Below are 25,338 nucleotides of genomic sequence, written 5' to 3'. Positions count from 1 at the left end.
GGCGGGAGGGCGCTATAGGTGAGCGGGCGTTGGGCGGGAGGGCGCAGACATCTGCTGCGCAGGGAACCGTCGAGCTGGGGAGCTGGCTCGCCGCGGTTAGCGCACCGTCAGGGCGGCCACCGCCATGCGTTCGAGGATGGGCCGGGCGCTTTTGACCGCCATGCGTCGTCCGTGGTGCCGGACCGAGTGGGGCGTCGAGTTGATGAGGCCGAAGGCTGCGTGGGCGCGGACGCGTAGTTCGGCAGGATCCGTGTCGGGATGCAGTTCGCCGAGCACACCCACCCACAGTTCCACATAGTTGCGCTGCAGGGTGCGGACTTCGGCTTGGTCGGAGTCGCTGAGGTTGCTGAAGTCGCGGTCCTGGACCCGGATGACATCGGGATTGCTGAGGGCGAAGTCCACGTGGAACTCCACCAATCCGCGCAAGGCAGCTTCGGCGTCGGGGGCCTCGGACGCCACGGCGCGGCCGCCGTCGAGCAGATTCCGGCTCACACTCAACAGCAGCTCGGCCAACACGGCCTGTTTTCCCGGGAAATGCCGGTATACCGCAGGGCCGCTGACTCCTGCCGCGGCCCCCAGGTCCTCAAGGGACACGCGGTTGAATCCGTCGGCGGCGAACAACCCGGCTGCGGCGGTCAGGAGGGCCTTGCGCCGTGTTTCCTTGGCTTGGCTTCGCTGGGTCGGTGCCTGACCGTCCTGCTGGGAGCTCCGCTGGAAGGTGACCACAATTCCTCCTTTTGCACGCGTCCAATTCAGCGCCGATACCGGGCAGGCCCGGTGCCGGGGTGATGGACAACACAGTTAATAGAGACTAACCTAAATTCCAGTTATGCGGTACTAACTGAGATGGCCATGGGCCGGGATGGGACACAGTCGATGGAGAGACTCGCCAGCCAGCTGGATACCAGCAGCGATCAGTTCGCGGCAAACGAGGAAGCGCAACTGTCACTGGTGCACGAGCTGAAGAAGCGCCTTGCCGTGGCCGCCCTCGGTGGCCCGGAGAAGTCGCGTGAGCGGCATATCTCCCGTGGCAAGTTGTTGCCGCGCGAGCGCATCAACTATTTGCTGGACGAGGGAAGCCCGTTCCTGGAGGTCGCCCCGCTGGCGGCCAACGGGATGTACAACGATGATTCGCCGGGCGCCGGTGTGATCGCGGGGATCGGCTTGGTCCATGGCCGCCAGGTGATGGTGGTTTCCAACGACGCGACGGTCAAGGGCGGCACGTACTACCCGATGACGGTGAAGAAGCACCTCCGGGCCCAGGAAATCGCGCTGGAAAACAAACTGCCGTGCGTCTACCTCGTGGATTCCGGGGGAGCGTTCCTGCCCAAGCAGGACGAGGTGTTCCCGGACAAGGAACACTTTGGCCGGATCTTCTTCAACCAAGCGAAGATGTCCGCGGCGAAGATCCCGCAGATCGCCTCGGTCATGGGGTCCTGCACGGCCGGTGGTGCCTACGTTCCCGCCATGAGCGACGAAACCGTCATTGTCCGCAACCAAGGCACCATTTTCCTGGGTGGCCCGCCCCTCGTGAAGGCCGCCATCGGTGAAATCGTCACGGCCGAGGAGCTCGGCGGCGGCGACGTCCACTCGCGTATTTCCGGTGTGACGGACCACCTCGCCGAAAACGACGAGCATGCCCTGCAGATTGTCCGCGACATCGTCGCCACCCTGCCCAAGCCGGCAGCCCCCGCGTGGGACGTGGACACCGCCGTCGAGCCCGTTGTGGACCCGGGCGCAATCTATGGTGCAGTTCCCACGGACGTCAACGCCCAATACGACGTTCACGAAGTCATCGCCCGGCTCGTGGACGGCTCGAGGTTCCACGAGTTCAAGAAGAACTACGGCACCACACTGGTGACGGGGTTCGCGAAGCTCCATGGCCATCCAGTGGGCATCGTGGCGAACAACGGCGTGTTGTTCAGCGAGTCCTCCCTCAAGGGCGCGCACTTCATTGAGCTCTGTGACCAGCGTGGCATTCCCTTGGTTTTCCTCCAGAACCTTTCCGGCTTCATGGTCGGCAAGGACGTCGAGCACGGCGGCATCGCCAAGAACGGCGCCAAGATGGTCACCGCCGTCGCCACTGCCCGCGTGCCCAAGCTCACCGTGGTGATCGGCGGTTCTTTCGGTGCCGGAAACTACTCGATGTGCGGCCGGGCCTACTCACCGCGCTTCCTGTGGATGTGGCCGGCGTCCAGGATTTCCGTCATGGGCGGCAACCAGGCCTCCAGCGTGCTGGCCACCGTCAAACGGGAGCAATACGAGGCCCGCGGCGAGGAATGGTCCGCCGAGGACGAGGAAGCCTTCAAAGCCCCCATCAAGCAGCAGTACGAGGACCAAGGCAGCCCCTACTACTCCACCGCCCGGCTCTGGGACGACGGCATCATCGACCCCGCAGACACCCGGCGCGTCCTCGGAATGGCCCTCGACGTCGTCTCCCGCCAACCCCTGCCGGAAACCTCCTTCGGCCTCTTCCGGATGTGACCCCATGACAATCAACTCCTTCGACACCGTCCTCGTCGCCAACCGCGGCGAGATCGCCTGCCGCGTCATCCGCACCCTCAAGGCCATGGGCATCCGTTCGGTGGCGGTCTATTCAGACGCCGACGCCGGGGCCCGCCACGTGCGCGAAGCAGACGCTGCCGTCCGCATCGGTACAGCGGCTGCGGCGGACAGCTACCTGCGGATAGACGCCATCATCGAGGCTTGCCTGCAAAGCGGTGCCCGGGCGGTCCACCCGGGCTACGGATTCCTGGCCGAAAACGTGGAGTTCGCCAAGGCCCTGGACGCGGCAGGCATCGCGTTCATCGGCCCCGGCATTGACGCCATCGAGATCATGGGCGACAAGATCCGGTCCAAGAACCACGTCATGTCCTACGGCGTCCCATGCGTTCCGGGCATCGCCGAACCAGGCTTGAGCGACGAGGCCCTGATCGAGGCGGCACCCGGCGTCGGCTTCCCCTTGCTTATCAAGCCCTCGGCGGGCGGCGGGGGCAAAGGGATGCACATCGTGGAGCGGCTCGAGGATATGGCGGCCACCTTGCTGACGGCCCGCCGCGTGGCGGCGAGCGCCTTCGGTGACGACACCCTGTTCCTCGAGCGGCTCATCCAGTCGCCCCGGCACATCGAGGTCCAGGTCCTCGCCGACAACCACGGCAACGTCATCCACCTCGGCGAACGCGAATGCTCGCTCCAGCGCCGCCACCAGAAAGTCATCGAGGAAGCACCGTCACCCTTGCTGGAGTCCCTCGCGAACGGGTCAGAAGTCCGGGCAAGGATCGGTGAGGCCGCCTGCCAGGCTGCCCGAAGCGTCAAGTACAGCGGTGCGGGCACGGTCGAGTTCCTCGTCTCGGACCAGGACCCGGAGCACTTCTTCTTCATGGAGATGAACACCCGCCTCCAGGTTGAGCACCCTGTCACGGAAATGGTGACGGGCGTCGATCTTGTCGAATGGCAAGTGCGCATCGCCGCAGGTGAGGTCCTCACAGTGGCGCAGTCCGACGTCGTGCTTGACGGCCACGCGGTGGAGGCGCGCGTCTACGCGGAGGTGCCGGAACGCGGTTTCGTGCCCTCCATCGGCGAGATCGTGACGCTCCGGGAACGGGCCAGCAACGATCCGCACGTCCGCGTCGACTCCGCCATGCTTTCGGGACTGTCCGTCACTGGCGACTACGATCCCATGCTCGCGAAGGCCATTGCGTGGGGCCCTGACCGCAAAGCGGCGCTGGACACCCTTGACCACGCACTGGGGGACTACACCCTGTTGGGGGTGCACACCAACGTTGAGTACCTGCGGCTCCTGATCAACGACGACGACGTCCGCGCCGGCCGCCTCGACACCGGCTTGATCGAGCGCAAACTGGACAGGATGGAATTCCGGCAAGTGACCGACGTCGAGCTGATCGCCGCAGCCCTGCTTAACCGATGGGAACTGCTCAACCGAACAGAACTCCTCAACCGCTCGGAACCGGCTCCGCCCGGGCTGGTGGCACCCTGGAACACCGCCGATGGCTGGCGCGTCGGCGCCCCGGCGCCGTGGAAGACCACCATCGGACGCCCCGACGGCGGCCTGGCCACCGTGGGGCTGACGGTGAACGGACCGGGTTTCACGGCACGCGTGGATGCCGGGGTCGAGCATTCTGCCGCCATGCGGCAGGGATCCGCCGGGGATGCGGTGCTGGTGCTCGACGGCGTTGAGTACCATTTCGCGCACGGCTCACCATCTCCGGGGCGTGAGGCACGCGAGCTTTGGCTCGGCAGCGACGGCTGGTCCTGCCGGCTCGAGATCCTGGACCGCGAAGCCAGGCTCCAACGCATCCTCGCGGGCATCCAGCGCGAAGAAGGCGCCGCGGATCCCGAAGTCCGGTCTCCCATGCCGGGAACCGTCGTCTCCGTGTCGGTGCACAACGGCGATCACGTGGAAGCGGGCGACGTCCTCCTTTCCGTGGAGGCAATGAAGATGGAACACCAGCTGGTGGCCTCGGTGTCCGGCACCGTACACCTCAGCAGCAAAACCGGGGACCTCGTCAAGGCCGACCAAGTCCTCGCCACCATCCACGTGGCGGCAGAACCCACCCCTGAAGTCACAGCAGAACCGACTGAAAACCAGAAAGACGAGGAAGTCTAGCCATGGCAAGTTTTGAACTCACGGAGGAATACCAGGACCTGAGCGACTCCGTCCGGGAATTCGCCGACGAGGTAGTGGCCCCTGTGTCCACCAAGCACGACGAGGAACACAGCTTCCCGTACGAGGTGGTCAAACAGATGGGTGAGATGGGCCTGTTCGGCCTGCCCTTCCCTGAAGAGTTCGGCGGCATGGGCGGGGACTACTTCGCCCTCGCCCTCGCGCTGGAACAGTTGGGCAGGGTTGACCAGTCGGTGGCCATCACCCTCGAAGCAGGCGTCTCGCTCGGCGCCATGCCGGTGTACCGCTTCGGCACCCAAGCGCAAAAGGAACAGTGGCTGCCCCAGCTGACCTCGGCAGAGGCGCTCGCAGGCTTCGGCCTGACCGAGCCGGAAGCCGGCTCGGACGCCGGAGGCACCAAAACGAACGCGCACCTCGAGGACGGCCGCTGGGTCATCAACGGCAACAAGGAGTTCATCACCAACTCCGGGACCGACATCACGCGGCTCGTCACCGTTACCGCCGTCACCGGGCAGCACGAACGCAAGGACGGGAGCATCAAGAAGGAAATCTCCACCATCCTGGTTCCCACCGACACGCCCGGTTTCACAGCGGAAAAGGCCTACAACAAGGTGGGCTGGAACGCTTCCGACACCCATCCGCTGACACTGAACAACGTCCGGGTGCCCGAAGAGAACCTGCTCGGTGTCCAGGGACGGGGCTACGCCAACTTCCTGTCCATCCTGGACGAAGGCCGCATCGCCATCGCCGCGCTCGCCACCGGCGCGGCCCAGGGCTGCGTCGACTTGTCGGTGAAATACGCCAAGGAACGCGTGGCGTTCGGGCAGAACATCGGTAAGTACCAGGCCATCCAGTTCAAGATCGCCCGCATGCAGGCACGGGCCCACACTGCGCGCCTTGCCTACTACGATGCGGCCGCGCGGATGCTGGCCGGCAAGCCGTTCAAGACCGAAGCGGCCATCGCTAAGATGGTCGCAGGCGAGGCAGCCATGGACAACGCAAGGGACGCCACCCAGGTGTTCGGTGGCTATGGCTTCATCAACGAATTCACGGTGGCACGCCACTACCGCGACTCCAAGATCCTTGAAGTCGGGGAAGGCACCACCGAGGTCCAGTTGATGCTCATCGCCCGCGAGCTGGGCCTTTAACCGTCAGGGAAGGTAAACGATGATTGACAAAGTTGTTGCCAGCGCCGCGGAAGCGGTGAAGGACATCCACGACGGCGCCTCTCTCGCCGTCGGCGGGTTCGGCCTGTGCGGTATCCCGGTGGCGCTGATCGACGCGCTCCACGATCAAGGCACCAAGGACCTTGAAACCGTCAGCAACAACTGCGGCGTGGACGACTGGGGCCTGGGGATCCTGCTGAGGGACGGGCGCATCCGCCGGACCATCAGTTCCTATGTCGGTGAGAACAAGGAGTTCGCGCGGCAGTACCTTGCCGGCGAACTCGAGGTGGTCCTCACCCCGCAGGGCACCTTGGCCGAGAAACTGCGCGCCGGCGGTGCCGGCATCCCCGCGTTCTTCACGGCGGCCGGCGTCGGGACACAGGTGTCGGAAGGCGGGCTTCCGCAAAAGTACGACGGCGACGGCAACGTGGCGATCGCGTCCTCACCCAAGGAAGTGCGCACCTTCAACGGCGCGGACTATGTCCTGGAGGAATCCCTGACACCCGATTTCGGACTGGTCCACGCCTGGAAGGGCGACCGTCACGGGAACCTCGTCTTTCACGCGACGGCCATGAACTTCAATCCGCTGTGCGCCATGGCGGCCCGGATCACCATCGCCGAGGTCGAAGAGCTTGTGGAACCCGGCGAGCTCGATCCGCAACATATCCACACTCCGGGCATCTTCGTCCAGCGGGTCGTGGTGGCACCGGATACAGAGAAGCGCATCGAAAAGCGGACCGTCGCGTTGACCGAGCAGGCAGGAGCGTAGCCATGGAATCGAACATCACCCAGGATGTGCCGCCGCGTCCCGAGGCCGTCAGGCACGAGTACCGCCGCGCCGGCGCCGAACACCACGAGGGCAAAGGCTGGACGCGGAACGAACTCGCAGCCCGCGTAGCCCGTGAACTCAGCAACGGGCAATACGTCAACCTCGGGATCGGCATGCCCACCCTGATCCCCAACTACATCCCAGAGGGGGTCGAGGTGATCCTCCATTCTGAGAACGGGATCCTGGGCGTCGGCCCCTACCCCGCTGACGATCAGGTGGACCCCGATCTGATCAACGCCGGCAAGGAAACGGTCACCGTCAACCCCGGAGCCGCATTCTTTGACTCGGCAACGTCGTTCGGCATGATCCGCGGCGGCCATGTGGACGTCGCCGTGCTGGGGGCCATGGAGGTCGCGGCCAATGGGGACCTGGCCAATTGGATGATCCCAGGCAAAATGGTCAAGGGCATGGGCGGCGCCATGGACCTGGTTTTCGGCGCCAAACGGGTGATCGTGATGATGGAGCACGTGGACCGCAACGGCAAGCCCAAGATCGTCAAGGAATGCTCGTTGCCCGTCACAGGGAAAGGCTGCGTGGACCGGATCATCACCGACCTCGCCGTGATCGACGTCGTCTCCGAAGGTGGGGTATCCAGGCTCGTCCTGCGCGAGTTGGCACCGAATGTCTCCGCCGAGGACGTGGCGGCCGCGACCGGCGTCGAACTTTTCGAAGAGGACCAGGAGCTGACTGTATGACCAACGTTCCCGAACCCCGCATCCCGGAACCCGGAGTCCCCGAACCCCGTGTCATTGAGCAACGGGGACTGTACTTCGAGGAACTTGAGGAAGACGTTGTCTACGCCCACCGGCCCGGGCGGACCGTCACCGAAACGGACAACGTCCTGTTCACCACGCTGACCATGAACACCCAAGCATTGCACTTGGACGCGGCCTGGAGCGCCACGCAGCCCTTCGGGCAGAGGCTCATGAACTCGATGTTCACCTTGTCCACCATGGTAGGACAGTCCGTGACGCAACTGACCCAGGGCACCATCATTGCCCAACTGGGACTCACGGACGTCTCTTTCCCGTACCCGCTCTACCACGGCGACACCCTCTACACGGAGACTGTCATCACCGGGAAACGGGAGTCGTCGTCGCGTCCCGGGCAGGGCGTAGTGACCATGCAGCACACCGGCCGCAACCAGGACGGCACGGTTGTGGCTTTGGCCACGCGGGCCTGCCTCATGTGGACCCGGACCGCGCATCTGGGGGCGCAACAGGGGACAATCAATACATGACCTTCACCATGGGCCCCGCTTTGCTTTTCTGCCCCGCCGACCGCCCGGAACGGTTCCAAAAGGCCGCCGAGCGTTCCGACGCCGTCATCCTGGACCTCGAGGACGCCGTCGCGCCCGCAGACAAGAAGCGGGCCCGGGGCGCCATCCTCGCCCAGCTCGGCTCCGGCGGGGAGACCGCCGAGCTCGACCCCAGCCGCACGATCGTCCGCGTCAATCCAGTGGGCACTCCTGACTTCGAAAAGGACCTGCACTGCCTCGCGCACACCCCTTACCGCACCGTCATGCTGGCCAAGGCCGAGACCGGTGAACAGCTGAAGGCACTCGAGGGTTACCACGTCATCGCGCTGTGCGAGACGGCCAAAGGAATCGTACACGCGGCAGAGATCGCACAGGCTCCCAACGTCGTCGGGCTCATGTGGGGCGCCGAGGATCTGATCGCCTCCATGGGCGGCACCTCGAGCCGCAAGGACGACGGCGGCTACCGCGCCGTCGCAACGCACTCCCGCTCTACCGTGCTGCTGGCCGCCAAAGCCGCAGGCAAGGAAGCCATCGACTCGGTCTACGTCGACATTCCCGATCTTGCCGGCCTGGCTGCGGAATCCGCCGACGCCGTGGCCAGCGGATTCGGTGCCAAGGCCTGCATCCACCCGAACCAGGTCGCCGTGGTCCGCGAAGCCTACGCACCGTCGCCGGAAGCCGTTGCAGGAGCCCGTGAACTGCTTGAAGCTGCGGCCGCGGCTGGAACCGGTGTGTTCCAATACAAAGGCAAAATGGTGGATGGTCCCATCCTGAAACACGCCGAATCCACGCTGCTCAGGGCCCGGCAGTCCTGAAGGGTTGCCCAGTTGGGTCTATTGACTGCGCCGTCGTTGCTTCGGCAGCGACAACGGGGCGATGACGTCGTAGAGCTCCATCCGGATCCAGCGCTGACCTGTCTCGCGGAACTCGGCCCGTGTGGCGAATCGGTACAGGAAGCTGCGGGCCCGCACCCAACGCGGCCGAGCGCCGTCGAACGGGTCCTGGCGCAACAAGCGCAAAGTGGGCCGGTCGGCGTCGAGCAGTTTGCCCAAGAACGCGTAGAACCACTCCTCGTGCACCGTGCGCAAGGGCAGGAACCACATCAACCAGTCGAGGCGCAGGTGGTACGGCGCCCACTGACGGGGCAGCCGTCGGACGTCGCCGGGCTTGCCCTTGAAGCCGTATTCGCGCCAATCGGCCTCATCGACGGGGACGTCGGCCTGGGTGCCTTCCACCACGATTTCCACCCGGTGCCGCGTCACCGTGCCGAACGCCCCGTAGGTGTTGACCAACTGCCATCGGTTGAAGCTGGCGTTCATGAGCTGTTCCCGCGAGAGCAGGTTGCGGACGGGCCAATAGCTGAGCACCAGGAGGAGCGCCGTCACTGCGAGCACGACGGCGAGCCACCACACCGGGGTCTGCGGAACCGCCGCGGCCGTGTTCGTCCGTTGCGGAATGAAAGGCATCACAGCGTGGGCGACAGGGTCACTCACCGCAGCGAAGGCAAGCACGATCGCGGACCAATTGAGCCACGCGAAGTTTCCGCTCCCCACAAGCCAGAGCTGCGTGAAGACGACAATTCCGGCGGCGATGGTCGCCAGTGGCTGCGGGGCGAACAGGAAGAACGGCACCACCAGCTGGGCGAAGTGGTTGCCGAGCACCTCCATGCGGTGAAGTGGCTTGGGCAGGAGATGCGCCTGGCGGCTCAGCGGTCCGGGCATGGGCTGCGTCTCGTGGTGGTAGTACAGGGCGGTTAAATCACGCCACTCGCTTCCGCCATGGATCTTGATCATGCCCGCGCCGAATTCCAGCCTGAACAGCAGCCACACAAGTAGGACGAGGATGGTCCTGGGCGGGGGAGTCTGTTCCGAACCGAGGAAGCCGACAGTGAAGCCCATTTCCAGCAGCAGCATCTCCCAGCCGAAGCCGTAGAAGGTCTGGCCGACGTTGACAATGGACATGTAGAGCAGCCACAAAGCCAGGAACGCAGCCAGGGGAAGCCACGGCGGGCCCAGCTGCGGCAGCCCGCCCACGAGCGATAAGGAAACGGCAAGGCCGGCGGCGCACACGGCGCGGAGCAAGGTGTCCGAATACTTCCAGCGGAACAGGCTGGGCCTGCGCAAAGCCCTGTGGCCGTCCACGTACCTCGGGACAGGCAGGAGCCCGTGTTCACCAAGGAGCGCGGGAAACTGGTTGAGGCTGGACAAGAACGCGATGAAATAGAGCGCGGCCGTGCCACGCTGGAGCACCTGCCGGGCGAATTCATAGTCCGGCGCCTCGAACCACGAGACCCAGTCCACAAAACAACGCTACGCCTGGGGTGCGGGATACTTAAGCAATGCAGCCGCGCAAGATCATCCTCCTCGGGTCCACTGGTTCCATCGGCACTCAAGCGATTGACGTCGTCGACGCCGCCCCCCATCTCTTCGAGGTCGTGGCGCTGAGCGCGGGCGGCGGGAACCTGGAACTCATCGCGCAGCAGGCCGTCCACACCAAAGCCCAAGCAGTGGGCATCGCCTACGGCGACGCCCACGAACTCCAGAAACTCATCAGCGAGGCCGCTTCCGCCGCCGGGCTCCAGAACTATGATCCGGCGATCATTACGGGACCGGATGCGTCCACCAAGATTGCCGCGATCGAAGCGGACGTCGTGCTCAACGGCATCACGGGGTCCATCGGGCTGGCGCCGACGCTGGCAGCCCTCAAGTCCGGCGCCATCCTGGCGTTGGCGAACAAGGAATCCCTCATCGTCGGCGGGGCACTCGTGAAGGCCGCGGCAGCCGTCGGCCAGATCGTGCCCGTGGATTCCGAGCATTCCGCCATCGCCCAATGCCTCCGCGCGGGAACCGACAAAGAGGTCGAGAAACTCATCCTGACGGCTTCCGGCGGACCTTTCCGGGGCCTCAGCCGCGAGCAACTCCGCGACGTCACTCCGGCCGAGGCGCTCGCCCACCCCACGTGGGACATGGGCCCCATGGTCACCACCAATTCGGCCAGCCTGGTCAACAAAGGCCTGGAGGTCATCGAAGCGCACCTGCTCTTCGATGTTCCCTTGGACAGGATCGACGTCGTGGTGCACCCGCAATCCGTGGTGCACTCGATGGTGGAGTTCGTGGACGGCTCCATCATTGCCCAGGCCTCTCCGCCTGACATGCGGCTGCCCATTGCCCTTGGACTCGGGTGGCCGGACCGCGTGCCCCGCGCCGCCAAGGCCTGCGACTGGAGCCAGGCCACCAGTTGGACGTTCGAGCCCCTTGACTCGGTGGCCTTCCCGGCCGTGGAACTGGCCAAGGACGCCGCGAAGCAAGGGAGCACCTTTCCGGCCGTCTTCAACGCGGCCAACGAGGAAGCGGTGGAAGCCTTCCACGCCGGGAGGATCCGCTTCACCGAGATCGTGGACACCGTGGAGTCCGTCCTCAGCGAACATTCAGGATCCTTGGAGCTGACGGTTGACTCTGTGTTGAATGCTGAGAGGTGGGCACGCACGCGCACCCACGATCGTTTAGCCAACAGCACCCTTTAGGAAGCAGTACTTAAGGCATGAATCCCGTCATTCTGTTCATTCTCGGAGTCGTCTTCGTCGCTATCGGCGTGGCCGTCTCCATTGCGCTGCACGAGGTGGGGCACTTGCTTCCCGCCAAGCTGTTCAAGGTGCGCGTCACGAAATACATGATCGGGTTCGGCCCCACCCTGTGGTCCACGCGGAAAGGCGAGACCGAGTACGGCGTCAAGGCCATTCCGCTGGGCGGCTACGTCGCCATGATCGGCATGTACCCGCCCAACAAGGAAGATGGCAGCGTCAGGCCGTCGAGCACCGGCATGTTCCAGACCCTCGCCACCGAGGCCCGGTCCGCGGCGCATGAGGAAGTGGGCCCCGGGGACGAGAACAGGGTCTTCTACAGGCTGCCGGTCTGGAAAAAGGTCATCATCATGCTGGGTGGGCCGGCCATGAACCTCCTCATCGGCTTGGTGCTGACCGCGGTGCTCCTCATGGGCTTCGGAGTGTCCACGGCCACCACCACGATCGCCGAGGTGTCCAAGTGCCAGGTCAAGGCAGGCGAGACCGTGGATCCGAACTCGCCGAACTGCCAACTGACCCCGGCCGCGGCGGCCAAGCTCCAGCCCAACGACGTCGTCACCAGCTTTGACGGCAAGCCGGTGACGAGCTGGGCTGAAATGAGCGGCTGGATCCGGGCATCCGCCGGCAAGGCCGTGCAAATCACGGTGGACCGTGGCGGCAAGAGCGTCACCACGCAAGTTACCCCCGTGCTCTCTGGGCGCCCCGTCATTGGCGACAACGGCCAGCAGGCCAAGGGTGCGGACGGCAAGCCGTTGTACGAGGAAGTCGGGTTCCTGGGCATCGGTGCGCAGACCGCCATGGTGCCCCAACCGGCGTCGACCGTTCTTCCGATGGCCGGCGAGAACATCAAGCAGATCGCCGGAGTCATCCTCAACCTGCCTGCGAGGGTGGTCGGCGTGGCGCAAGCGGCCTTCGGCTCCGAACCGCGCGATCCCAATGGCCCCATCAGCGTGGTGGGCGTCGGCCGGGTAGCCGGTGAAGTGGCTGCCATGGATCAGGTTCCGCTGCAATCGCGCGTCAGCGCCCTCGTGGGGCTCCTCGCCGGACTGAACTTCGCCCTCGCCGTGTTCAACCTGGTTCCGCTCTTGCCGCTCGACGGCGGACACGTGGCGGGCGCGCTCTACGAAGGAGCACGGCGTCGAATCGCGAAGCTCTTCGGCAAACCGGATCCAGGCGCCTTCGACATCGCCAAGCTCTTGCCGCTTACTTACGTCGTGGCGAGTGTCCTTATGGCCATGAGCGCTTTGCTGATCTACGCGGACATCGTCAAGCCCGTCAACCTCTTCGGCTGACCCGGATTGGGCTGGGGGGATAGGCTATCCATATGACTGTTTTCGCTGTTGAGTACGTGTACGACGCCGAGTCCGCCGAGGTGCGCGACGCCAACCGCCCTGCCCACCGTGCCTGGCTCGCCAGCCTCGCCGAGCAGGGAACCCTACTGGCGAGCGGCCCTTACACCGACGGCGCGGGTGCGCTGCTGCTGCTCGAGGCCGCCGACGAGTCCGAGCTGAACGCCACGCTGAAGGAGGATCCGTTCGCCGCCGTCCGGGGGATTGCAGGCATCCGGACGTCGGAGTGGAACCCCATTATCGGAATGCTCTCCGCCCACGCTTCCTAGCAGCATGACCGGCCGGGGTCCTGACCCCGGCCCTACGATCCACCCATTTCAACCCAAGGAGTCCACGTGACCTCGGTCAGCCTGGGAATGCCGTCAGCCCCGCCCCCCGTTCTCGCGCCCCGCCGCAAGACCCGCCAGATCAAGGTGGGTTCGGTCGGCGTCGGCTCCGATTCGCCCATCAGCGTGCAATCGATGACCACCACCCCCACTACGGACATCAACGCCACGCTGCAGCAAATCGCGGAGCTGACGGCGTCCGGCTGTGACATCGTGCGTGTCGCTTGCCCTTCCGCGGATGACGCCGAGGCGCTGCCGATCATCGCCCGCAAGTCCCAGATTCCGGTGATCGCGGACATCCACTTCCAGCCGAAGTACGTCTTCGCCGCGATCGAAGCCGGTTGCGCCGCTGTGCGCGTCAATCCGGGCAACATCCGCAAGTTCGACGACCAGGTGAAGGAAATCGCCAAGGCCGCCAAGGACCACGGCACGTCCATCCGGATCGGCATCAACGCCGGCTCCCTGGAGCCCGGCATCCTGAAGAAGTACGGCAAGGCCACCCCGGAAGCCCTCGTCGAGTCGGCCGTGTGGGAAGCCTCGTTGTTCGAGGAACACGGCTTCAACGATTTCAAGATCTCCGTCAAGCACAACGACCCCGTCATCATGGTGGCGGCATACGAGATGCTTGCCGAAAAAGGCGACTGGCCCCTGCACCTTGGCGTGACCGAGGCCGGACCGGCCTTCCAGGGCACCATCAAGTCCGCGACGGCCTTCGGAGCGCTGCTGTCCCGGGGCATCGGCGACACCATCCGCGTGTCCCTTTCCGCGCCGCCTGTTGAGGAAATCAAGGTCGGCAACCAGATCCTGCAGTCCCTCAACCTGCGCCCCCGCAAGCTCGAAATCGTCTCCTGCCCTTCTTGCGGACGCGCGCAGGTGGACGTCTACACACTCGCTGAGCAGGTCACGGCCGGGCTCGAAGGAATGGAGATTCCGCTGCGCGTCGCCGTCATGGGTTGCGTGGTGAACGGCCCGGGTGAGGCACGTGAAGCCGATCTCGGTGTGGCCTCCGGAAACGGCAAAGGCCAGATCTTCGTGAAGGGCGAAGTCATTAAGACTGTCCCCGAGAGCCAGATTGTTGAGACACTGATCGAAGAGGCCATGCGTATCGCCGAAGAGATGGGGGAGGCCGATGGCGAAGATGCTGTCAAGGGTAGCCCCGTGGTTAGCGTCTCGTAACGAGACTGGTGCCGATGGGATTTCGGTCCGGGTGCTCGGCGCTGCCGACACCCGGGCCCTTCGCGTGCTCGCGATGGAAGACCCGGTGGCGAACGTCTTCATTCTGGCGCACCTCGATTCGTCGGGGAGCGCCGCACCCACTTCCGGCGGAGCGAGCGTCTTCGGAGTGTTCGACGGCGACGCCTTGGTGGGTGCCTGCTGGGCCGGCGCCAACTTGGTTCCGGTGCAGCTGGACCCCGAACTGGCTTCCCGCGTTGCGGCCGTTGCACACAGGGCCGGACGCCGCTACGCCTCGATCTTCGGGCCCGCCCAGACCGTGCTGGCGCTCCATTCCCGCTTGGAGCAATTGGGGCATTTCGCCCACGAGGTGCGTGCCGACCAGCCGCTTCTGGCAATATCGGGTCCACCCGCCGTCGACCCCAATCCACAGCTCGGCTTCGGAAACATCGCGGACTTCGACCGGATCCTGCCCGCCTGCGCAGCCATGTTCGAAGAGGAAGTGGGTTATTCGCCCTTTCTCGGGAGCGAGGACTTCTACAACCGCAGGGTGGCCGGACTGATCCGGCAAGGCCATTCCTTGGTGCACATCGACGCCGGCGGGACCGTCAAGTTCAAAGCCGAACTCGGGGCGGTCACGGCGCAGGCCACCCAGGTCCAGGGCGTCTGGATGAACCCCGAGTTCCGCGGCCAAGGACTCAGCGCCGGGTACATGGCGGGAGTGGTTGTCCTCGCCCAACAGTTCGCCCCGATCACGAGCCTCTACGTCAACGAATACAACACCCGGGCGCGCGCCACGTACGAGCGGGTCGGTTTCCAACGCCTCGGAACCTTCGCCACGGTTCTGTACTGACCGACCCAACTGACTCGCAGTAGTTGTCGTTTTGAGGGCTCATAGCGACAACAAATGCGAGTCAGTTGGGGGAGTGAGCTCGCCGGTGAGGTAGTGCTGGACGTTCGGTGCCACGAGCCGGACTACTTCCTCCTGGGATGCTGAAGCCAGGGGTTCCAGCCGGACCACGTAGCGCATCAGCATGAGCCCCACCATTTGCGTGGCAACGAGGTTGCCGCGCATTTTCGCTTCTTCGGGGGAGCCGGGAAGACCCGCCGTGATCCTGGAAAGGATCGTCCTCGCCACCATCTCGCGTAGCAAGGCGGTCTTGGCCTTGGAACCGATCGTGCACCTGACGAACGCGACAAGGCCGTGTTGTGCCGGGCTTTCCCACAGCCGCAACACAGCGCGGACGATTGCCTCCGAGCGTTGCGACGGATCCAACGATTCGACGCCTGCAAGGACCTCGTCGGGATCCGCCGGGAGTTCGATGCTCTGGGCGAAGAGTTCGTCCTTGCCCTTGAAGAAGTGGTGGACCATGGCCGGGTCCATTTCGGCTTCGCGGGCCACTTGCCGCAGGCTCGTGCCGTCGAAACCGTGCTCGGCGAAGAGCTTGCGCGCTGTGGCCAGGATCAGTTCGCGGGAGTCGCTTCCGCCGCTGCGGCGTCCCCGCCGCACGGGAGGCAAGGCGCCGCTCATGAGGTCCGCCGTCGGAGGGTGAATGAGGCCAGGACCAAGACTCCCACAACGATCGCCGCCATGACCCCGGCATCCTGCCACATGGCCTGCGTCGCCTCGGTGTTGTCGGCGATCTGCTGGAGCGCATCGACCGAAAACGTCAGTGGCAGCACGTTGGAGATGCTCTCCAGGAGGCTGTTCATGTGGTCCCGGGCCACGAAGAGTCCGCACAACAGGATCTGCGGTATCACCACTACCGGCATGAACTGCACCGCCTGGAATTCGGTCCGCGCAAAGGCTGAGCACAAGAGGCCAAGCGCGACACCCAGCACTGCGTTGATGACGGCGATCATCACGACGTAGCCAGGACCGCCCCTGATATCCAGATTGAAGATCCAGTAGGCCACGGCCGTTGCCACAAGGGATTGCAGGGCAGCCATGATGGAGAACGCCAACGCGTAGCCGAACAGGAGATCGGCTTTGTGGATGGGGGTCGTGAGGAGCCGTTCCAACGTCCCCGACGTCCTTTCGCGCAACATCGTGATCGACGTGACCAGGAACATCACGACAAACGGGAAAATGGCCAGCATCATGAGTCCCACACGGTCAAAGGTCCGGGGGAATCCGGGAGGCAGGGTTTCGTTCTCGAAGAGATAGTAGACGCCAGTGAGCAGTAGGGCGGGAACCACCATGATGAGCGCGACGCTGCGGTGGTCGTGACGCAGTTGTTCCAAGACCCGCCTGGTGGTGGCAAACATCATCCGTGGATTCATGACGCCACCTGGCTTTCATTGGCACCCCGGCGGTTCGAGGTGGCGCTCGTTTCCTGGATGATGTGCAGGAAGGCCTGTTCCAGATCGTTGCTGTGTCCCCGTTCGCTGAGTTCCGCCGGACTGAGCTGCGCCAGCAGCAAGCCGTCGCGGAGCAGGAGCAACGAGGAACAGTGCGAGGCCTCTTCCATGACGTGGCTGGACACCAGCAAGGTGGTGCCCGATTCGGCCATCGCGGCGAACCGTTCCCACAGCTCGGCGCGCAGTACCGGATCCAAGCCAACCGTCGGTTCGTCGAGGACCAGCAGCTTCGGATGCGAGACGAGCGCGCAGGCCAGCGAAACCCGGCTGAATTCACCACCGGAAAGGTCTGCTGTCTTCCGCCGTGCCAGTGATTCGAGCCCGACGGCGGCAATCGCCTCCGCAGTGTCGGCCGCCGAGACGCCGTGCATGGCTCCGAAATACCTGACGTTCGCCTCGACGCTCAGGTCCGTGTAGACGCTCGGCGCCTGGGTGACGTATCCGACGTCGTGCCGCAATGACGGCGTGCCCGCAGGACGGCCCAATACATCCACGCTGCCGGCTGTAAGTCGCTGGACTCCCACGATGCAGCGCATGAGGGTTGTCTTGCCGCTCCCGGAGGGTCCTAATAGGCCGGTGATGCGCCCGGGCTCTATGGCGAAGTCCAAGCCGCGCAGGATCTTCTTGTGGCCGCGCGTGACATGCAGGGCCTCCGCTGTGACCGCCGGGGGCATGCCCGGGGTGGTACTTCCTGATGCACTGTGGGACATCGTCGCCTCCGGGGATATTTTATTCATCAGATGATGAATAAAAGGTAAGTCCGACACAGGGGCGCGTCAACTACCGACCTCCGCTGATGGTTTGGCCGGATATCCGCGTACGGCGTCATGTTTTGTGGTGGTGGTTTTGCCGGGGTTTTTGCTTGGGATCGATGTGTGGGGCGGGAAGATGCGGGTGGTGCGGCCGATGTCCAGGACGCGGCTGTTGCTGCCGAGCAGGACCGGGATGATGTCGGCGTCGCAGGCGATTTTGCGGATGATGGCGGGGGATATCGGGCCGGTGTGGGTGAAGGTTCCGCTGCCGGGCTGTGTGCCGCGGGGGTCTTGGGCGGTACGCGTTTCGAGGCGGTTCAGGAGGTCCCGGTAGTTGATGGTGACCATGACCTGGGGGCGGAGTCCGCCCGTGGCGGGCAGGGTCGCGGCGGCGAGGGCTGTTTTGCAGGCGCCGACGAGGCCGTCGAGGAGGCGTTGGGCGCGGGTGCGCCGGTCCAAGCCGTCTTGGTGATCCGCCTCGGGGGGCGCTGGGGTCACCGTCGCCGGGCCCGGCGTTGTCCGAGGTGGTGGTGCGGGGGTTGGTGGCGGTGTTCATGACGGTGAGGAGGTGCTCGTATTGCTCGGGTGTGGCGAAGATTTCGACGTGGTGGAGGCCGCGGTGGGGGCAGCGGAGGAAGGCGCCTTGGCGGTGGCGGTTTTCTTCTTCGCTGGGTTCGGTGCCGTCCTGGTCGATGGCGTCGACCCAGCGGCGGGCGATGCGGGTGAGGAAGTCCTGGTCGTTGTCGATGGCGGTGCGGTTGAGGCTGTGCTCCATCCTGGCCAGGGCGTCCGTGTCGGGAATATGCCGGACGCGTTCCAGTGCGGTGGTGATGATGGTTCCGGCGTGGGAAGAGATGGTTCCGGTGGCCAGGGCGGCGGCGGTTTCTTCGTGTTTGGCGGGCATGGTGTGGCCGGGCAGGCCGGTGCGGGGGAGCACGGTTGCGGCCAGGGCGAGCCGGCGGCGGGCTTCGCTGACGCTGATCCGCAGCCGGGTCCTGAGGTACTCGGCGGTGTTCCGGCATCCGTCATCGGCCGGGGAGCCGGTGCCCGTGGCCGCCGCGGCCGGGAAGGAACCCGCCGCAGCCGCGGGCTGGGTATCCGCCGCCGCAGTTGTCGGCGTGGTGCCTGCCGCGGTTGTGCCGGTGTCGGTTCCCCAGCCGGTGGTCCAGCCCGCCGTTCGGCTGGTGGTTCCCGCGGCGATGATTGCCTCGCTCCGGGTTTTGTCCACTGCTGCAGCGGCGAGCAGCTGGAGGTATTCGACCTGGCGGGAGAGATCCTCCACGATCCCGGCGAAATCGGCTGCTTCGGGGAAGGTCGTGGCGGCGAGGTCGTCAGGGGTGGTGGACATGGCCGAGTCCAGCAGGCCCAGGCACCGCCGCACGTCCGCGGCAGCACCGCCGTCGGGCGCGGGCCTTGGAGACCGGAAGCGGGCGCCGGAGGCAGCAAAGGTGCCCGCGGCGGGAACACTGCGAAGCCTGCGGCCCTGAAGGAGGGCGGCAGCACTGAAGCCGGGCGCGCTCGCTCCGGCCGCGGTGTCCGCTGCACGTTCCTCGAGGGCTTCCATGAAATAAACCCTGTCACGGGGGTCTGACATTTTTAGGCCGACGTGCGTCAACAAATATTGATAAGTCCAAGCCCTTGAAAAAAGTGTCCCCCATCACATAGATTCAGAACCAGCCGTGTCGTTGGGGCGCGGGCGGTTTCAGGGAGGAAACACCGACAAATGACTGTAAGCGTTGATCTTTCGAAGGCATTCGGCACGTCCGACTAAGCCACGGAGACAACGCCCGCGGCCGACCAGCCGCTGAGCCACGCCATGGCAGGATGACCAGCCGTCCAGCGGCCAGGGGCTTCCTCGCACCATGGCGTGGCTCATCTTCGTTTGGTGGGGTGCCGCCCTCGGGAGGAACCCGGGGGATGGGCCCCGGCAGGTTCCCCGGCCGCAAGCCGGTAGATTGGTACACAGTAGTTTTTGCCAGCTCTTGCCATAGAAACGGATTCTGACCCGTGGTCCTTCGCCTCTCCCAGCTGTTCCTGCGCACCTTGCGTGAAGATCCCGTCGACGCCGAAGTCGCAAGCCACAGACTCCTGGTCCGCGCGGGCTACATCCGCCGTGCCGCGCCGGGCATCTACACCTGGCTGCCTTTGGGATTGAGCGTCCTGCGCAAGGTCGAGCAGATCATCCGCGAGGAAATGGCCGCCATCGGCGCCCAGGAAGTCCATTTCCCGGCGCTGCTGCCCCGGGAACCCTACGAGGCCACCAACCGCTGGACCGAATACGGCGAGGGGCTGTTCCGCCTCCAGGACCGCAAGGGTGCCGATTACCTTCTCGCCCCCACGCACGAGGAAATGTTCACCCTTCTGGTCAAGGACCTGTACTCCTCGTACAAGGACCTGCCCCTGAGCCTTTACCAGATCCAGAACAAGTACCGCGACGAAGCACGCCCCCGGGCAGGCCTCCTCCGCGGCCGCGAATTCATCATGAAGGACTCCTACTCGTTCGACGTCGACGACGCCGGCCTGGACGCGAGCTACGCGGCCCACCGCGCCGCGTACCTGAAAATCTTCGAGCGCCTTGGCCTTGAGGTCATCCCCGTTGCCGCCACGGCAGGCGCCATGGGCGGATCCAAGAGCGAGGAATTCCTGTACCCCACCGAGATCGGCGAGGACACCTTCGTGCGCTCGGCAGGCGGCTACGCCGCCAACGTCGAAGCCGTGACCACCGTGGCCCCGGCCGAGATCGACTTCACCACCGCGCCTCCCGCGCGCGTCCTGGACACCCCGGACACGCCCACGATCGACACCCTCGTGACCGCTGCCAACCAGCTCGCCCCGCGCAGCGATTCCGACGGCGGCGCCTGGACTGCCGCCGACACCCTCAAGAATGTGGTCCTCGCCGTCACGCTGCCCACTGGCGAGCGTCAGATCGTGGTCATCGGCGTTCCCGGTGACCGCGCGGTGGACCTCAAGCGCGTCGAAGCCAACGTCGGTTCATTCCTGCCCATTGCCGGGGAGATCGGGCTCGAAGCGGCCAACGAGGAAGACCTCAAGAAGATTCCGGAACTCGTCAAGGGCTACATCGGCCCCGGACTGGTCCTCGGCGAGGCCGTTCTCGGGCTCGAAGGCACGTCCAAGTTGCTCTTCCTTGTTGACCCCCGGGTTGTCTCGGGCACCAGCTGGGTCACCGGAGCGAACGAAGACGGCAAGCACGTCTTCGGTCTCGTAGCCGGGCGCGATTTCACCTGGGACGGCGTCATTGAATGCACCGAGGTCCGCGCGGGAGACGAAGCCCCGGATGGCTCCGGTCCCTTGGAGACTGCCCGCGGCATCGAAATGGGCCACATCTTCCAGCTCGGCCGCAAGTATGCCGAGGCCCTCGACCTGAAGGTCCTTGACCAGAACGGCAAGCAGGTCGTGGTCACCATGGGCTCGTACGGCGTCGGCGTGACACGTGCCGTGGCCGCCTTGGCCGAGGCCAACAACGACGACCGTGGCTTGATCTGGCCGCGCTCCGTGACCCCCGCGGATGTCCACGTGGTCGCCGTCGGACGCGGCGAGGAAATCTTCGCGGCAGCCGAGAAGCTTTCCGCCGAACTCGAGGCCGCCGGCCTCGACGTGATTTACGACGACCGCCCCAAAGTTTCCCCGGGCGTGAAGTTCGGTGACGCCGAGCTCGTGGGCGTCCCCACCATCGTGGCGGTCGGCCGTGGCTTGGTAGACGGTGTTGTCGAGATCAAGGACCGTCGCACCGGTGAGGCCGAAAACGTGGCAGTCGAGAAGGCTGCCGACTACGTGGTCAACGCCGTACGCCAGAAGTGATCTCCGGCTTCGAGTCGGTCCAGCTCACCACGCTCATCATGATCGTGGTGGCTGGATTCGCGGCCGGCTGGATTGATGCCGTGGTGGGTGGCGGGGGACTGATCCAGCTCCCTGCCTTGCTCCTGGTTCCGGGGATCACCCCGGTCCAGGCGCTGGCCACCAACAAAATGGGCTCCATCTTCGGGACGACAACCAGCGCTGTCACTTACTACCGCCGGGTTGGTCCTGATCTCAAGACGGCCATACCGATGGCGGTGATTGCCCTCGCGGGCAGTTTCGGCGGAGCCGTCCTGGCCGCCAACCTTCCCGCGAGCGTGTTCAAACCCATCATCGTGGTGGCGCTGATCGCCGTCGCGCTCTTCACCGCGCTGAGGCCCAATGCGGGCGAGCTGACCGCCCTGCGTCACGACGGCCACACGCACTACGTGGTGGCCTGCGCCATAGGTGCCGTGATCGGGTTCTACGACGGCCTGATTGGTCCCGGAACAGGTTCGTTCCTGGTGATCGCCCTCGTCTCCGCCATGGGCTATGCCTTCCTGGAGGCCAGCGCCAAGGCGAAAATCGTCAACATGGCCACGAACGCCGGTGCCCTGTTCTTCTTCCTGCCGCACGGATCGCTGCTCTGGGGCGTTGGCGCCGTGCTGGGCCTGTCCAACATGGCAGGCGGCTACCTGGGCGCGCGGACCGCAGTGAAACAAGGCAGTGGCTTTGTACGGATCGTGTTCCTGATCGTCGTCGGCGCGTTGATCATCAAACTCGGCATAGACGTCTGGAACGACTACTTCGCCAAGTAGTGTTCCGGTTGCCGCCAGCGATGGCCGGAGCGATCCGGCGGGCGTAGCATGCACTCATGTGGGTCGATTCCGGCGACTATGAACGGGCACTCGAACGTGCGTGGGAACACACCCGGGAGTGGTTGAGGGCCTTGCCTGGGCGGCCGATACGGCCAAATACCGCGGCGGATGACATCACGGCGGTCTTCGGCGGACCGTTGCCGGCCAGCGGACTGGACCCGGTCTTGGTCATAGATTTCCTCGCCGAACACGCCGAGCCCGGGCTGATGGCGATGCAATCGGGGCGCTTCTTCGGTTGGGTCATCGGCGGTACGGTGCCGGCCGGGATGGCCGCGGACTGGATGGTTTCCGCATGGGACCAGAACTCCGGGCTGCGTTTCGCCACACCCGCCACTGCCGGGATCGAAGAGGCCGCCGGGCGATGGCTCCTTGAGTTGCTCGGCCTGCCTGTTGGCTCCGACGTCGGATTCGCGACGGGCGCCAGCATGGCCAACTTCACGGCACTCGCGGCGGCCCGATGGCGCCAACTGTCCAAAGTCGGGTGGGATGTCAACGCCGGGGGACTCCAAGGCGCCCCGAAACTGCGTGTCCTGGTCGGAGCCGAGCGGCACGAGAGCCTGGACATGGCACTGCGCTTCCTGGGCTTCGGCGCACCCGAAGTTGTCGCAGCGGACCATCAAGGCAGGATCGATCCAGCCGCGCTGCGGGCCGCGTTGGAATCCGGTTCCGGTCCGGCAATCGTGTGTCTCCAGGCCGGGAACCTGCATTCCGGAGCCTTCGATCCTTTCCTCGAGGCGATTCCGGCTGCGAAGGATCACGGCGCGTGGGTCCACGTTGACGGGGCTTTCGGCTTATGGGCGGCGGCGGTGCCGGGACTGCGTCATCTGGTCGAGGGCGTCGAGTTGGCCGATTCGTGGGGAACCGATGCCCACAAGACCCTCAACGTGCCGTACGACGCCGGAATCGTGGTGGTACGTGACGTCGTTGCCCTGCGGTCCGCCGTCGGCATGCACGCCGAATACCTCATGCAGGACGACCACGGCCCCGGCGACCCCATGGAGAAAGTGCCCGAGTTGTCCCGCCGCGCCAGGGGAGTGCCGGTGTGGGCGGCCTTGCGTTCCCTGGGCGCCGATGGCGTGCGGGAGCTTGTCGCGGGACGTGCGGAGTGTGCCGCGGAACTGGCCCGGCGGCTCGCCGAAGTGCCTGGCGTGGAAGTCCTCAACGATGTGGTGTTCACGCAGTTGTCCCTCGCCTTCGGTTCAGACGAGAGGACCCGGGCCGTGACGGACTTCATTATGGCCGACGGGAGGGTCTGGATGTCCGGTTCGCGCTGGCAGGGCAGGGATATCCTGCGTGTTTCGGTGACCAACTGGTCAACGGATTCGGCCGACCTGGATATCGCGGTGCAGGCGATCAAAGATGCGCTGGAGGCCACCGGCTAGGCCGGGCGTCCGGACGGCTCGGCGCCCCAAAGCTAGTTCGATGCTGCCAGTCCCGGTTCGGGCAGATCGTGCGCGGCGGGCAGCCCGTCCAGGGGCCGTCCTGCGAGGGTGCTGGCCACCCACAACGAGCGTGCCAGATCGCCCTCATGCCGCGGTTTCCCGGCATACCACAGGGCGTTTTCGACCTCGCGGACCAGGCTCCATTCCCGGGCCGCTTCGCCGTCCAAGCCGGCCGCGCTGCTGAAATCCGCGCAGCGCTCCAGAAGGGCAACTTCCGGAGCCGTCGTGGAGAGGTCGCGGATACGGTTCCACAAGATCGGTGCGACGGCGAATTCCGCCTCTCCGATCTTCGGTTGCGGATCGATCGCCACGTATGCGCGTTCTCCGATGGACGCAGCGCCATTGAGATGCGGGAGGATGTTCATGAAGTGCAGGTCGCAATGCACCAGGACGTCCCTGCCCGCCCGGCGCCCAACAGCGCCCCGGGTCTGGCACACCTCCAACGCGGCTTCGAGGAGCCACCGGGGGAAGGGCTGGCCAAGTTGCTCCCAGTCGGCCGGTAACTCATCGCTCCAGCGCTCGGCACGGGCCGCGATGTGCTCGAACTCTTTCCATTCGGGCCGCTCGTCCGGTTCGATGCTGAGTTCCTTCACGAGCGATCCCCAGACGTCGCGGGCTTCTTCCATCGGGGCGCCCTGCAGCCAGCTGACGGAGTCGAGCCGCTCCAGGAGCATCGCGCAGGAGGCGGCATCGGCGTCGAGCAGCTTTACGGCCCCGGTACCGCCCCAGAGGGCCAGCGCATGCCGTTCAACGAGGGCTTCCTCGTGCGGGAACGCTATCTTGAGCACCGAACGGCCGCCGTTGTAGAGGACCGGAATGACGATGCCGCCGTGGCCGTTCCATGGTTCCGCGCCGGGCTCCAGGTCAACCGAAAGCTTCCAGCGTTCCAGGCTGGCATCGATCAGCCCGGGCAGCCCTGAGAGCCACGCCCGCCCCTCCGCTGTGCGGGAGTAGCGTGCCTGGAGGTCGCCAGGGATGGAAACGAAGGTAGTCATCACTGTCAGCCTACCCAAGCCGGTCCGGGAGCGGTTCAGACCACTCCGGAGGAGCCCAAGAGGCTTCCGATGAAGTACGTCGCGGCAAGCGCAAGGGCTCCGCCGATGACGACGCGCACGGCGGCGCGGGTCTTCGAGCTGCCGCCGATCCATGCTCCTATGGCTCCGGTGATTGCGAGCGCGAGCAGCACGGAAATGAAGGTCAGCGGTACACGCAGCCCCGGGGGCGGGAGCAGAATCGCGAGCATGGGCAGCACCGCGCCGAGGGTGAAGGCAATGGCGGACGCGAAGGCCGCATGCCACGGGCTGACGATGTCGTCCTGGTCGATGTTCAATTCGGCCGAAAGGTGAGCGGCCAGGGCGTCGTACTCCGTCAACTCCGCAGCGACTTTCCGCGCGGTTTCAGGCCGCAGGCCCTTGGCCTCGTAGATTGCAGTTAATTCGGCCAGCTCTTCTTCGGGTTCCTCGGCGAGTTCCCGGCGTTCCTTCTCGATGAGCGCCTTTTGGCTGTCGCTCTGGCTGCTGACGGATACGTACTCGCCGAGTGCCATGGACACCGCGCCACCCACGAGTCCGGCCGCTCCAGCAGTGAGGATGGCGCCGGTGTTCGTCGTGGCGCCGGCGACGCCCACCACGATGGCGGCGACGGAGACGATTCCGTCGTTGGCGCCAAGGACACCTGCCCGAAGCCAGTTGAGCCGGTGGGCGAGGTCGTTGGCGTGTGGTTCGTTCTCATGCAGGGCTGCAGTTTCGATGGAAGCCATGGTACAAGCCAAGCACCTGAAGACT

Annotated in this window: 23 protein-coding genes and 1 pseudogene; 15 read left to right on the top strand and 9 right to left on the bottom strand. The window is 65.3% G+C overall.

The window, feature by feature from the left end:
* Positions 1 to 96 precede the first annotated feature (96 nt).
* Complete coding sequence (locus AB4074_RS18150; protein WP_441414638.1) at positions 97 to 726, bottom strand: SACE_7040 family transcriptional regulator; 630 nt, start codon at positions 724 to 726, stop codon at positions 97 to 99.
* Between the two features lie 150 nt (positions 727 to 876).
* Between AB4074_RS18150 and AB4074_RS18145 the strand changes: the two genes are divergently transcribed.
* From AB4074_RS18145 to AB4074_RS18115, 7 genes are read left to right on the top strand one after another with little or no spacing between them, the layout of a single operon-like run.
* Entirely contained in the window at positions 877 to 2,484 is a 1,608-nt protein-coding gene (locus AB4074_RS18145) for a carboxyl transferase domain-containing protein (protein ID WP_441414637.1), read from the top strand.
* A gap of 4 nt (positions 2,485 to 2,488) precedes the next feature.
* Positions 2,489 to 4,627 (top strand): acetyl/propionyl/methylcrotonyl-CoA carboxylase subunit alpha, encoded by a 2,139-nt coding sequence (locus AB4074_RS18140; RefSeq protein WP_441414636.1) that lies wholly within the window; start codon positions 2,489 to 2,491, stop codon positions 4,625 to 4,627.
* 2 nt (positions 4,628 to 4,629) lie between these two features.
* Entirely contained in the window at positions 4,630 to 5,793 is a 1,164-nt protein-coding gene (locus AB4074_RS18135) for an acyl-CoA dehydrogenase family protein (protein WP_441414635.1), read from the top strand.
* 19 nt (positions 5,794 to 5,812) lie between these two features.
* Positions 5,813 to 6,580 (top strand): CoA transferase subunit A, encoded by a 768-nt coding sequence (locus tag AB4074_RS18130; RefSeq protein ID WP_441414634.1) that lies wholly within the window; start codon positions 5,813 to 5,815, stop codon positions 6,578 to 6,580.
* Between the two features lie 2 nt (positions 6,581 to 6,582).
* A complete protein-coding gene (locus AB4074_RS18125) occupies positions 6,583 to 7,335 on the top strand; it encodes a CoA transferase subunit B (RefSeq protein ID WP_441414633.1) in 753 nt (250 codons plus the stop codon).
* Positions 7,332 to 7,880, top strand: coding sequence for a MaoC family dehydratase (locus tag AB4074_RS18120; RefSeq protein ID WP_441414632.1), 549 nt, complete (start codon positions 7,332 to 7,334; stop codon positions 7,878 to 7,880). Before AB4074_RS18125 ends, AB4074_RS18120 begins: the two co-directional genes overlap by 4 nt.
* A complete protein-coding gene (locus AB4074_RS18115) occupies positions 7,877 to 8,713 on the top strand; it encodes an HpcH/HpaI aldolase/citrate lyase family protein (protein ID WP_441414631.1) in 837 nt (278 codons plus the stop codon). The genes AB4074_RS18120 and AB4074_RS18115 overlap by 4 nt, the downstream gene beginning before the upstream one ends.
* An 18-nt stretch (positions 8,714 to 8,731) precedes the next feature.
* Here the strand turns inward: AB4074_RS18115 and AB4074_RS18110 are convergent, their stop codons facing one another.
* Complete coding sequence (locus AB4074_RS18110; RefSeq protein ID WP_441414630.1) at positions 8,732 to 10,198, bottom strand: lipase maturation factor family protein; 1,467 nt, start codon at positions 10,196 to 10,198, stop codon at positions 8,732 to 8,734.
* A 38-nt stretch (positions 10,199 to 10,236) separates the two neighbouring features.
* Here AB4074_RS18110 and dxr point away from each other — a divergent pair, with 38 nt between their 5' ends.
* The 5 genes from dxr (at position 10,237) to AB4074_RS18085 (ending at position 15,179) form a co-directional block, all read left to right on the top strand.
* Positions 10,237 to 11,421 (top strand): 1-deoxy-D-xylulose-5-phosphate reductoisomerase, encoded by a 1,185-nt coding sequence (gene dxr / locus AB4074_RS18105; RefSeq protein ID WP_441414629.1) that lies wholly within the window; start codon positions 10,237 to 10,239, stop codon positions 11,419 to 11,421.
* 17 nt (positions 11,422 to 11,438) lie between these two features.
* Positions 11,439 to 12,770, top strand: coding sequence for a M50 family metallopeptidase (locus AB4074_RS18100; RefSeq protein WP_441414628.1), 1,332 nt, complete (start codon positions 11,439 to 11,441; stop codon positions 12,768 to 12,770).
* A 32-nt stretch (positions 12,771 to 12,802) separates the two neighbouring features.
* On the top strand, positions 12,803 to 13,096 hold the full coding sequence (locus AB4074_RS18095; protein WP_234753085.1) for a YciI family protein: 294 nt from the start codon (positions 12,803 to 12,805) through the stop codon (positions 13,094 to 13,096).
* A 66-nt stretch (positions 13,097 to 13,162) separates the two neighbouring features.
* Complete coding sequence (ispG, locus tag AB4074_RS18090) at positions 13,163 to 14,329, top strand: flavodoxin-dependent (E)-4-hydroxy-3-methylbut-2-enyl-diphosphate synthase (RefSeq protein WP_236816619.1); 1,167 nt, start codon at positions 13,163 to 13,165, stop codon at positions 14,327 to 14,329.
* A complete protein-coding gene (locus tag AB4074_RS18085) occupies positions 14,292 to 15,179 on the top strand; it encodes a GNAT family N-acetyltransferase (protein ID WP_441414657.1) in 888 nt (295 codons plus the stop codon). The genes ispG and AB4074_RS18085 overlap by 38 nt, the downstream gene beginning before the upstream one ends.
* Before the next feature lie 39 nt (positions 15,180 to 15,218).
* On the opposite strand, the gene AB4074_RS18080 is transcribed toward AB4074_RS18085, so the two are convergent.
* From AB4074_RS18080 to AB4074_RS18060, 5 genes and pseudogenes are all read right to left on the bottom strand, one after another.
* Positions 15,219 to 15,857 carry a TetR/AcrR family transcriptional regulator gene (locus AB4074_RS18080; RefSeq protein ID WP_441414627.1) on the bottom strand — a complete coding sequence of 213 codons (639 nt, stop codon included), beginning with the start codon at positions 15,855 to 15,857 and terminating at the stop codon, positions 15,219 to 15,221.
* Complete coding sequence (locus AB4074_RS18075) at positions 15,854 to 16,597, bottom strand: ABC transporter permease (RefSeq protein ID WP_441414656.1); 744 nt, start codon at positions 16,595 to 16,597, stop codon at positions 15,854 to 15,856. Before AB4074_RS18075 ends, AB4074_RS18080 begins: the two co-directional genes overlap by 4 nt.
* 8 nt (positions 16,598 to 16,605) lie before the next feature.
* Positions 16,606 to 17,397 carry an ABC transporter ATP-binding protein gene (locus AB4074_RS18070; protein ID WP_441414655.1) on the bottom strand — a complete coding sequence of 264 codons (792 nt, stop codon included), beginning with the start codon at positions 17,395 to 17,397 and terminating at the stop codon, positions 16,606 to 16,608.
* Between the two features lie 66 nt (positions 17,398 to 17,463).
* The gene (locus AB4074_RS18065; RefSeq protein ID WP_441414654.1) at positions 17,464 to 17,937 is read right to left on the bottom strand and encodes a DUF222 domain-containing protein; all 474 of its coding nucleotides are present in this window, start codon (positions 17,935 to 17,937) and stop codon (positions 17,464 to 17,466) included.
* A 79-nt stretch (positions 17,938 to 18,016) separates the two neighbouring features.
* Positions 18,017 to 18,787 (bottom strand): annotated as a pseudogene (locus tag AB4074_RS18060) (DUF222 domain-containing protein); the annotation flags it as partial.
* Positions 18,788 to 19,446: 659 nt separating this feature from the next.
* Between AB4074_RS18060 and AB4074_RS18055 the strand changes: the two are divergent.
* From AB4074_RS18055 to AB4074_RS18045, 3 genes are read left to right on the top strand one after another with little or no spacing between them, the layout of a single operon-like run.
* The gene (locus AB4074_RS18055; RefSeq protein ID WP_441414626.1) at positions 19,447 to 21,258 is read left to right on the top strand and encodes a proline--tRNA ligase; all 1,812 of its coding nucleotides are present in this window, start codon (positions 19,447 to 19,449) and stop codon (positions 21,256 to 21,258) included.
* Entirely contained in the window at positions 21,255 to 22,052 is a 798-nt protein-coding gene (locus AB4074_RS18050) for a sulfite exporter TauE/SafE family protein (protein WP_441414625.1), read from the top strand. Before AB4074_RS18055 ends, AB4074_RS18050 begins: the two co-directional genes overlap by 4 nt.
* A gap of 56 nt (positions 22,053 to 22,108) precedes the next feature.
* The gene (locus AB4074_RS18045; protein ID WP_441414624.1) at positions 22,109 to 23,494 is read left to right on the top strand and encodes a pyridoxal phosphate-dependent decarboxylase family protein; all 1,386 of its coding nucleotides are present in this window, start codon (positions 22,109 to 22,111) and stop codon (positions 23,492 to 23,494) included.
* Positions 23,495 to 23,526: 32 nt separating this feature from the next.
* Here AB4074_RS18045 and AB4074_RS18040 read toward each other — a convergent pair whose 3' ends face one another.
* Together AB4074_RS18040 and AB4074_RS18035 are read right to left on the bottom strand one after the other, a co-directional pair.
* Entirely contained in the window at positions 23,527 to 24,549 is a 1,023-nt protein-coding gene (locus AB4074_RS18040) for an aminoglycoside phosphotransferase family protein (protein WP_441414623.1), read from the bottom strand.
* A 35-nt stretch (positions 24,550 to 24,584) separates the two neighbouring features.
* On the bottom strand, positions 24,585 to 25,313 hold the full coding sequence (locus tag AB4074_RS18035) for a VIT1/CCC1 transporter family protein (protein ID WP_441414622.1): 729 nt from the start codon (positions 25,311 to 25,313) through the stop codon (positions 24,585 to 24,587).
* Positions 25,314 to 25,338: the final 25 nt, after the last annotated feature.

The organism is Arthrobacter sp. 2MCAF14 (assembly GCF_052115645.1).
Classification (GTDB): domain Bacteria; phylum Actinomycetota; class Actinomycetes; order Actinomycetales; family Micrococcaceae; genus Arthrobacter.
The sequence above is the reverse complement of the archived record's forward strand: the minus strand, read 5'-3'. Positions and strand labels throughout refer to the sequence as shown.

Bases quoted from the DNA above. Each gene is read 5' to 3' on its own strand.
- AB4074_RS18035 (WP_441414622.1), bottom strand. From the start codon at position 25,313: ATGGCTTCCATCGAAACTGCAGCCCTGCATGAGAACGAACCACACGCC.
- AB4074_RS18130 (WP_441414634.1), top strand. From the start codon at position 5,813: ATGATTGACAAAGTTGTTGCCAGCGCCGCGGAAGCGGTGAAGGACATC.
- AB4074_RS18070 (WP_441414655.1), bottom strand. From the start codon at position 17,397: ATGTCCCACAGTGCATCAGGAAGTACCACCCCGGGCATGCCCCCGGCG.
- AB4074_RS18045 (WP_441414624.1), top strand. From the start codon at position 22,109: ATGTGGGTCGATTCCGGCGACTATGAACGGGCACTCGAACGTGCGTGG.
- AB4074_RS18095 (WP_234753085.1), top strand. From the start codon at position 12,803: ATGACTGTTTTCGCTGTTGAGTACGTGTACGACGCCGAGTCCGCCGAG.
- AB4074_RS18135 (WP_441414635.1), top strand. From the start codon at position 4,630: ATGGCAAGTTTTGAACTCACGGAGGAATACCAGGACCTGAGCGACTCC.
- AB4074_RS18100 (WP_441414628.1), top strand. From the start codon at position 11,439: ATGAATCCCGTCATTCTGTTCATTCTCGGAGTCGTCTTCGTCGCTATC.
- AB4074_RS18140 (WP_441414636.1), top strand. From the start codon at position 2,489: ATGACAATCAACTCCTTCGACACCGTCCTCGTCGCCAACCGCGGCGAG.
- AB4074_RS18120 (WP_441414632.1), top strand. From the start codon at position 7,332: ATGACCAACGTTCCCGAACCCCGCATCCCGGAACCCGGAGTCCCCGAA.
- AB4074_RS18040 (WP_441414623.1), bottom strand. From the start codon at position 24,549: ATGACTACCTTCGTTTCCATCCCTGGCGACCTCCAGGCACGCTACTCC.
- AB4074_RS18145 (WP_441414637.1), top strand. From the start codon at position 877: ATGGAGAGACTCGCCAGCCAGCTGGATACCAGCAGCGATCAGTTCGCG.
- AB4074_RS18125 (WP_441414633.1), top strand. From the start codon at position 6,583: ATGGAATCGAACATCACCCAGGATGTGCCGCCGCGTCCCGAGGCCGTC.
- dxr (WP_441414629.1), top strand. From the start codon at position 10,237: ATGCAGCCGCGCAAGATCATCCTCCTCGGGTCCACTGGTTCCATCGGC.
- AB4074_RS18080 (WP_441414627.1), bottom strand. From the start codon at position 15,857: ATGAGCGGCGCCTTGCCTCCCGTGCGGCGGGGACGCCGCAGCGGCGGA.
- AB4074_RS18085 (WP_441414657.1), top strand. From the start codon at position 14,292: ATGCTGTCAAGGGTAGCCCCGTGGTTAGCGTCTCGTAACGAGACTGGT.
- AB4074_RS18075 (WP_441414656.1), bottom strand. From the start codon at position 16,597: ATGATGTTTGCCACCACCAGGCGGGTCTTGGAACAACTGCGTCACGAC.
- AB4074_RS18115 (WP_441414631.1), top strand. From the start codon at position 7,877: ATGACCTTCACCATGGGCCCCGCTTTGCTTTTCTGCCCCGCCGACCGC.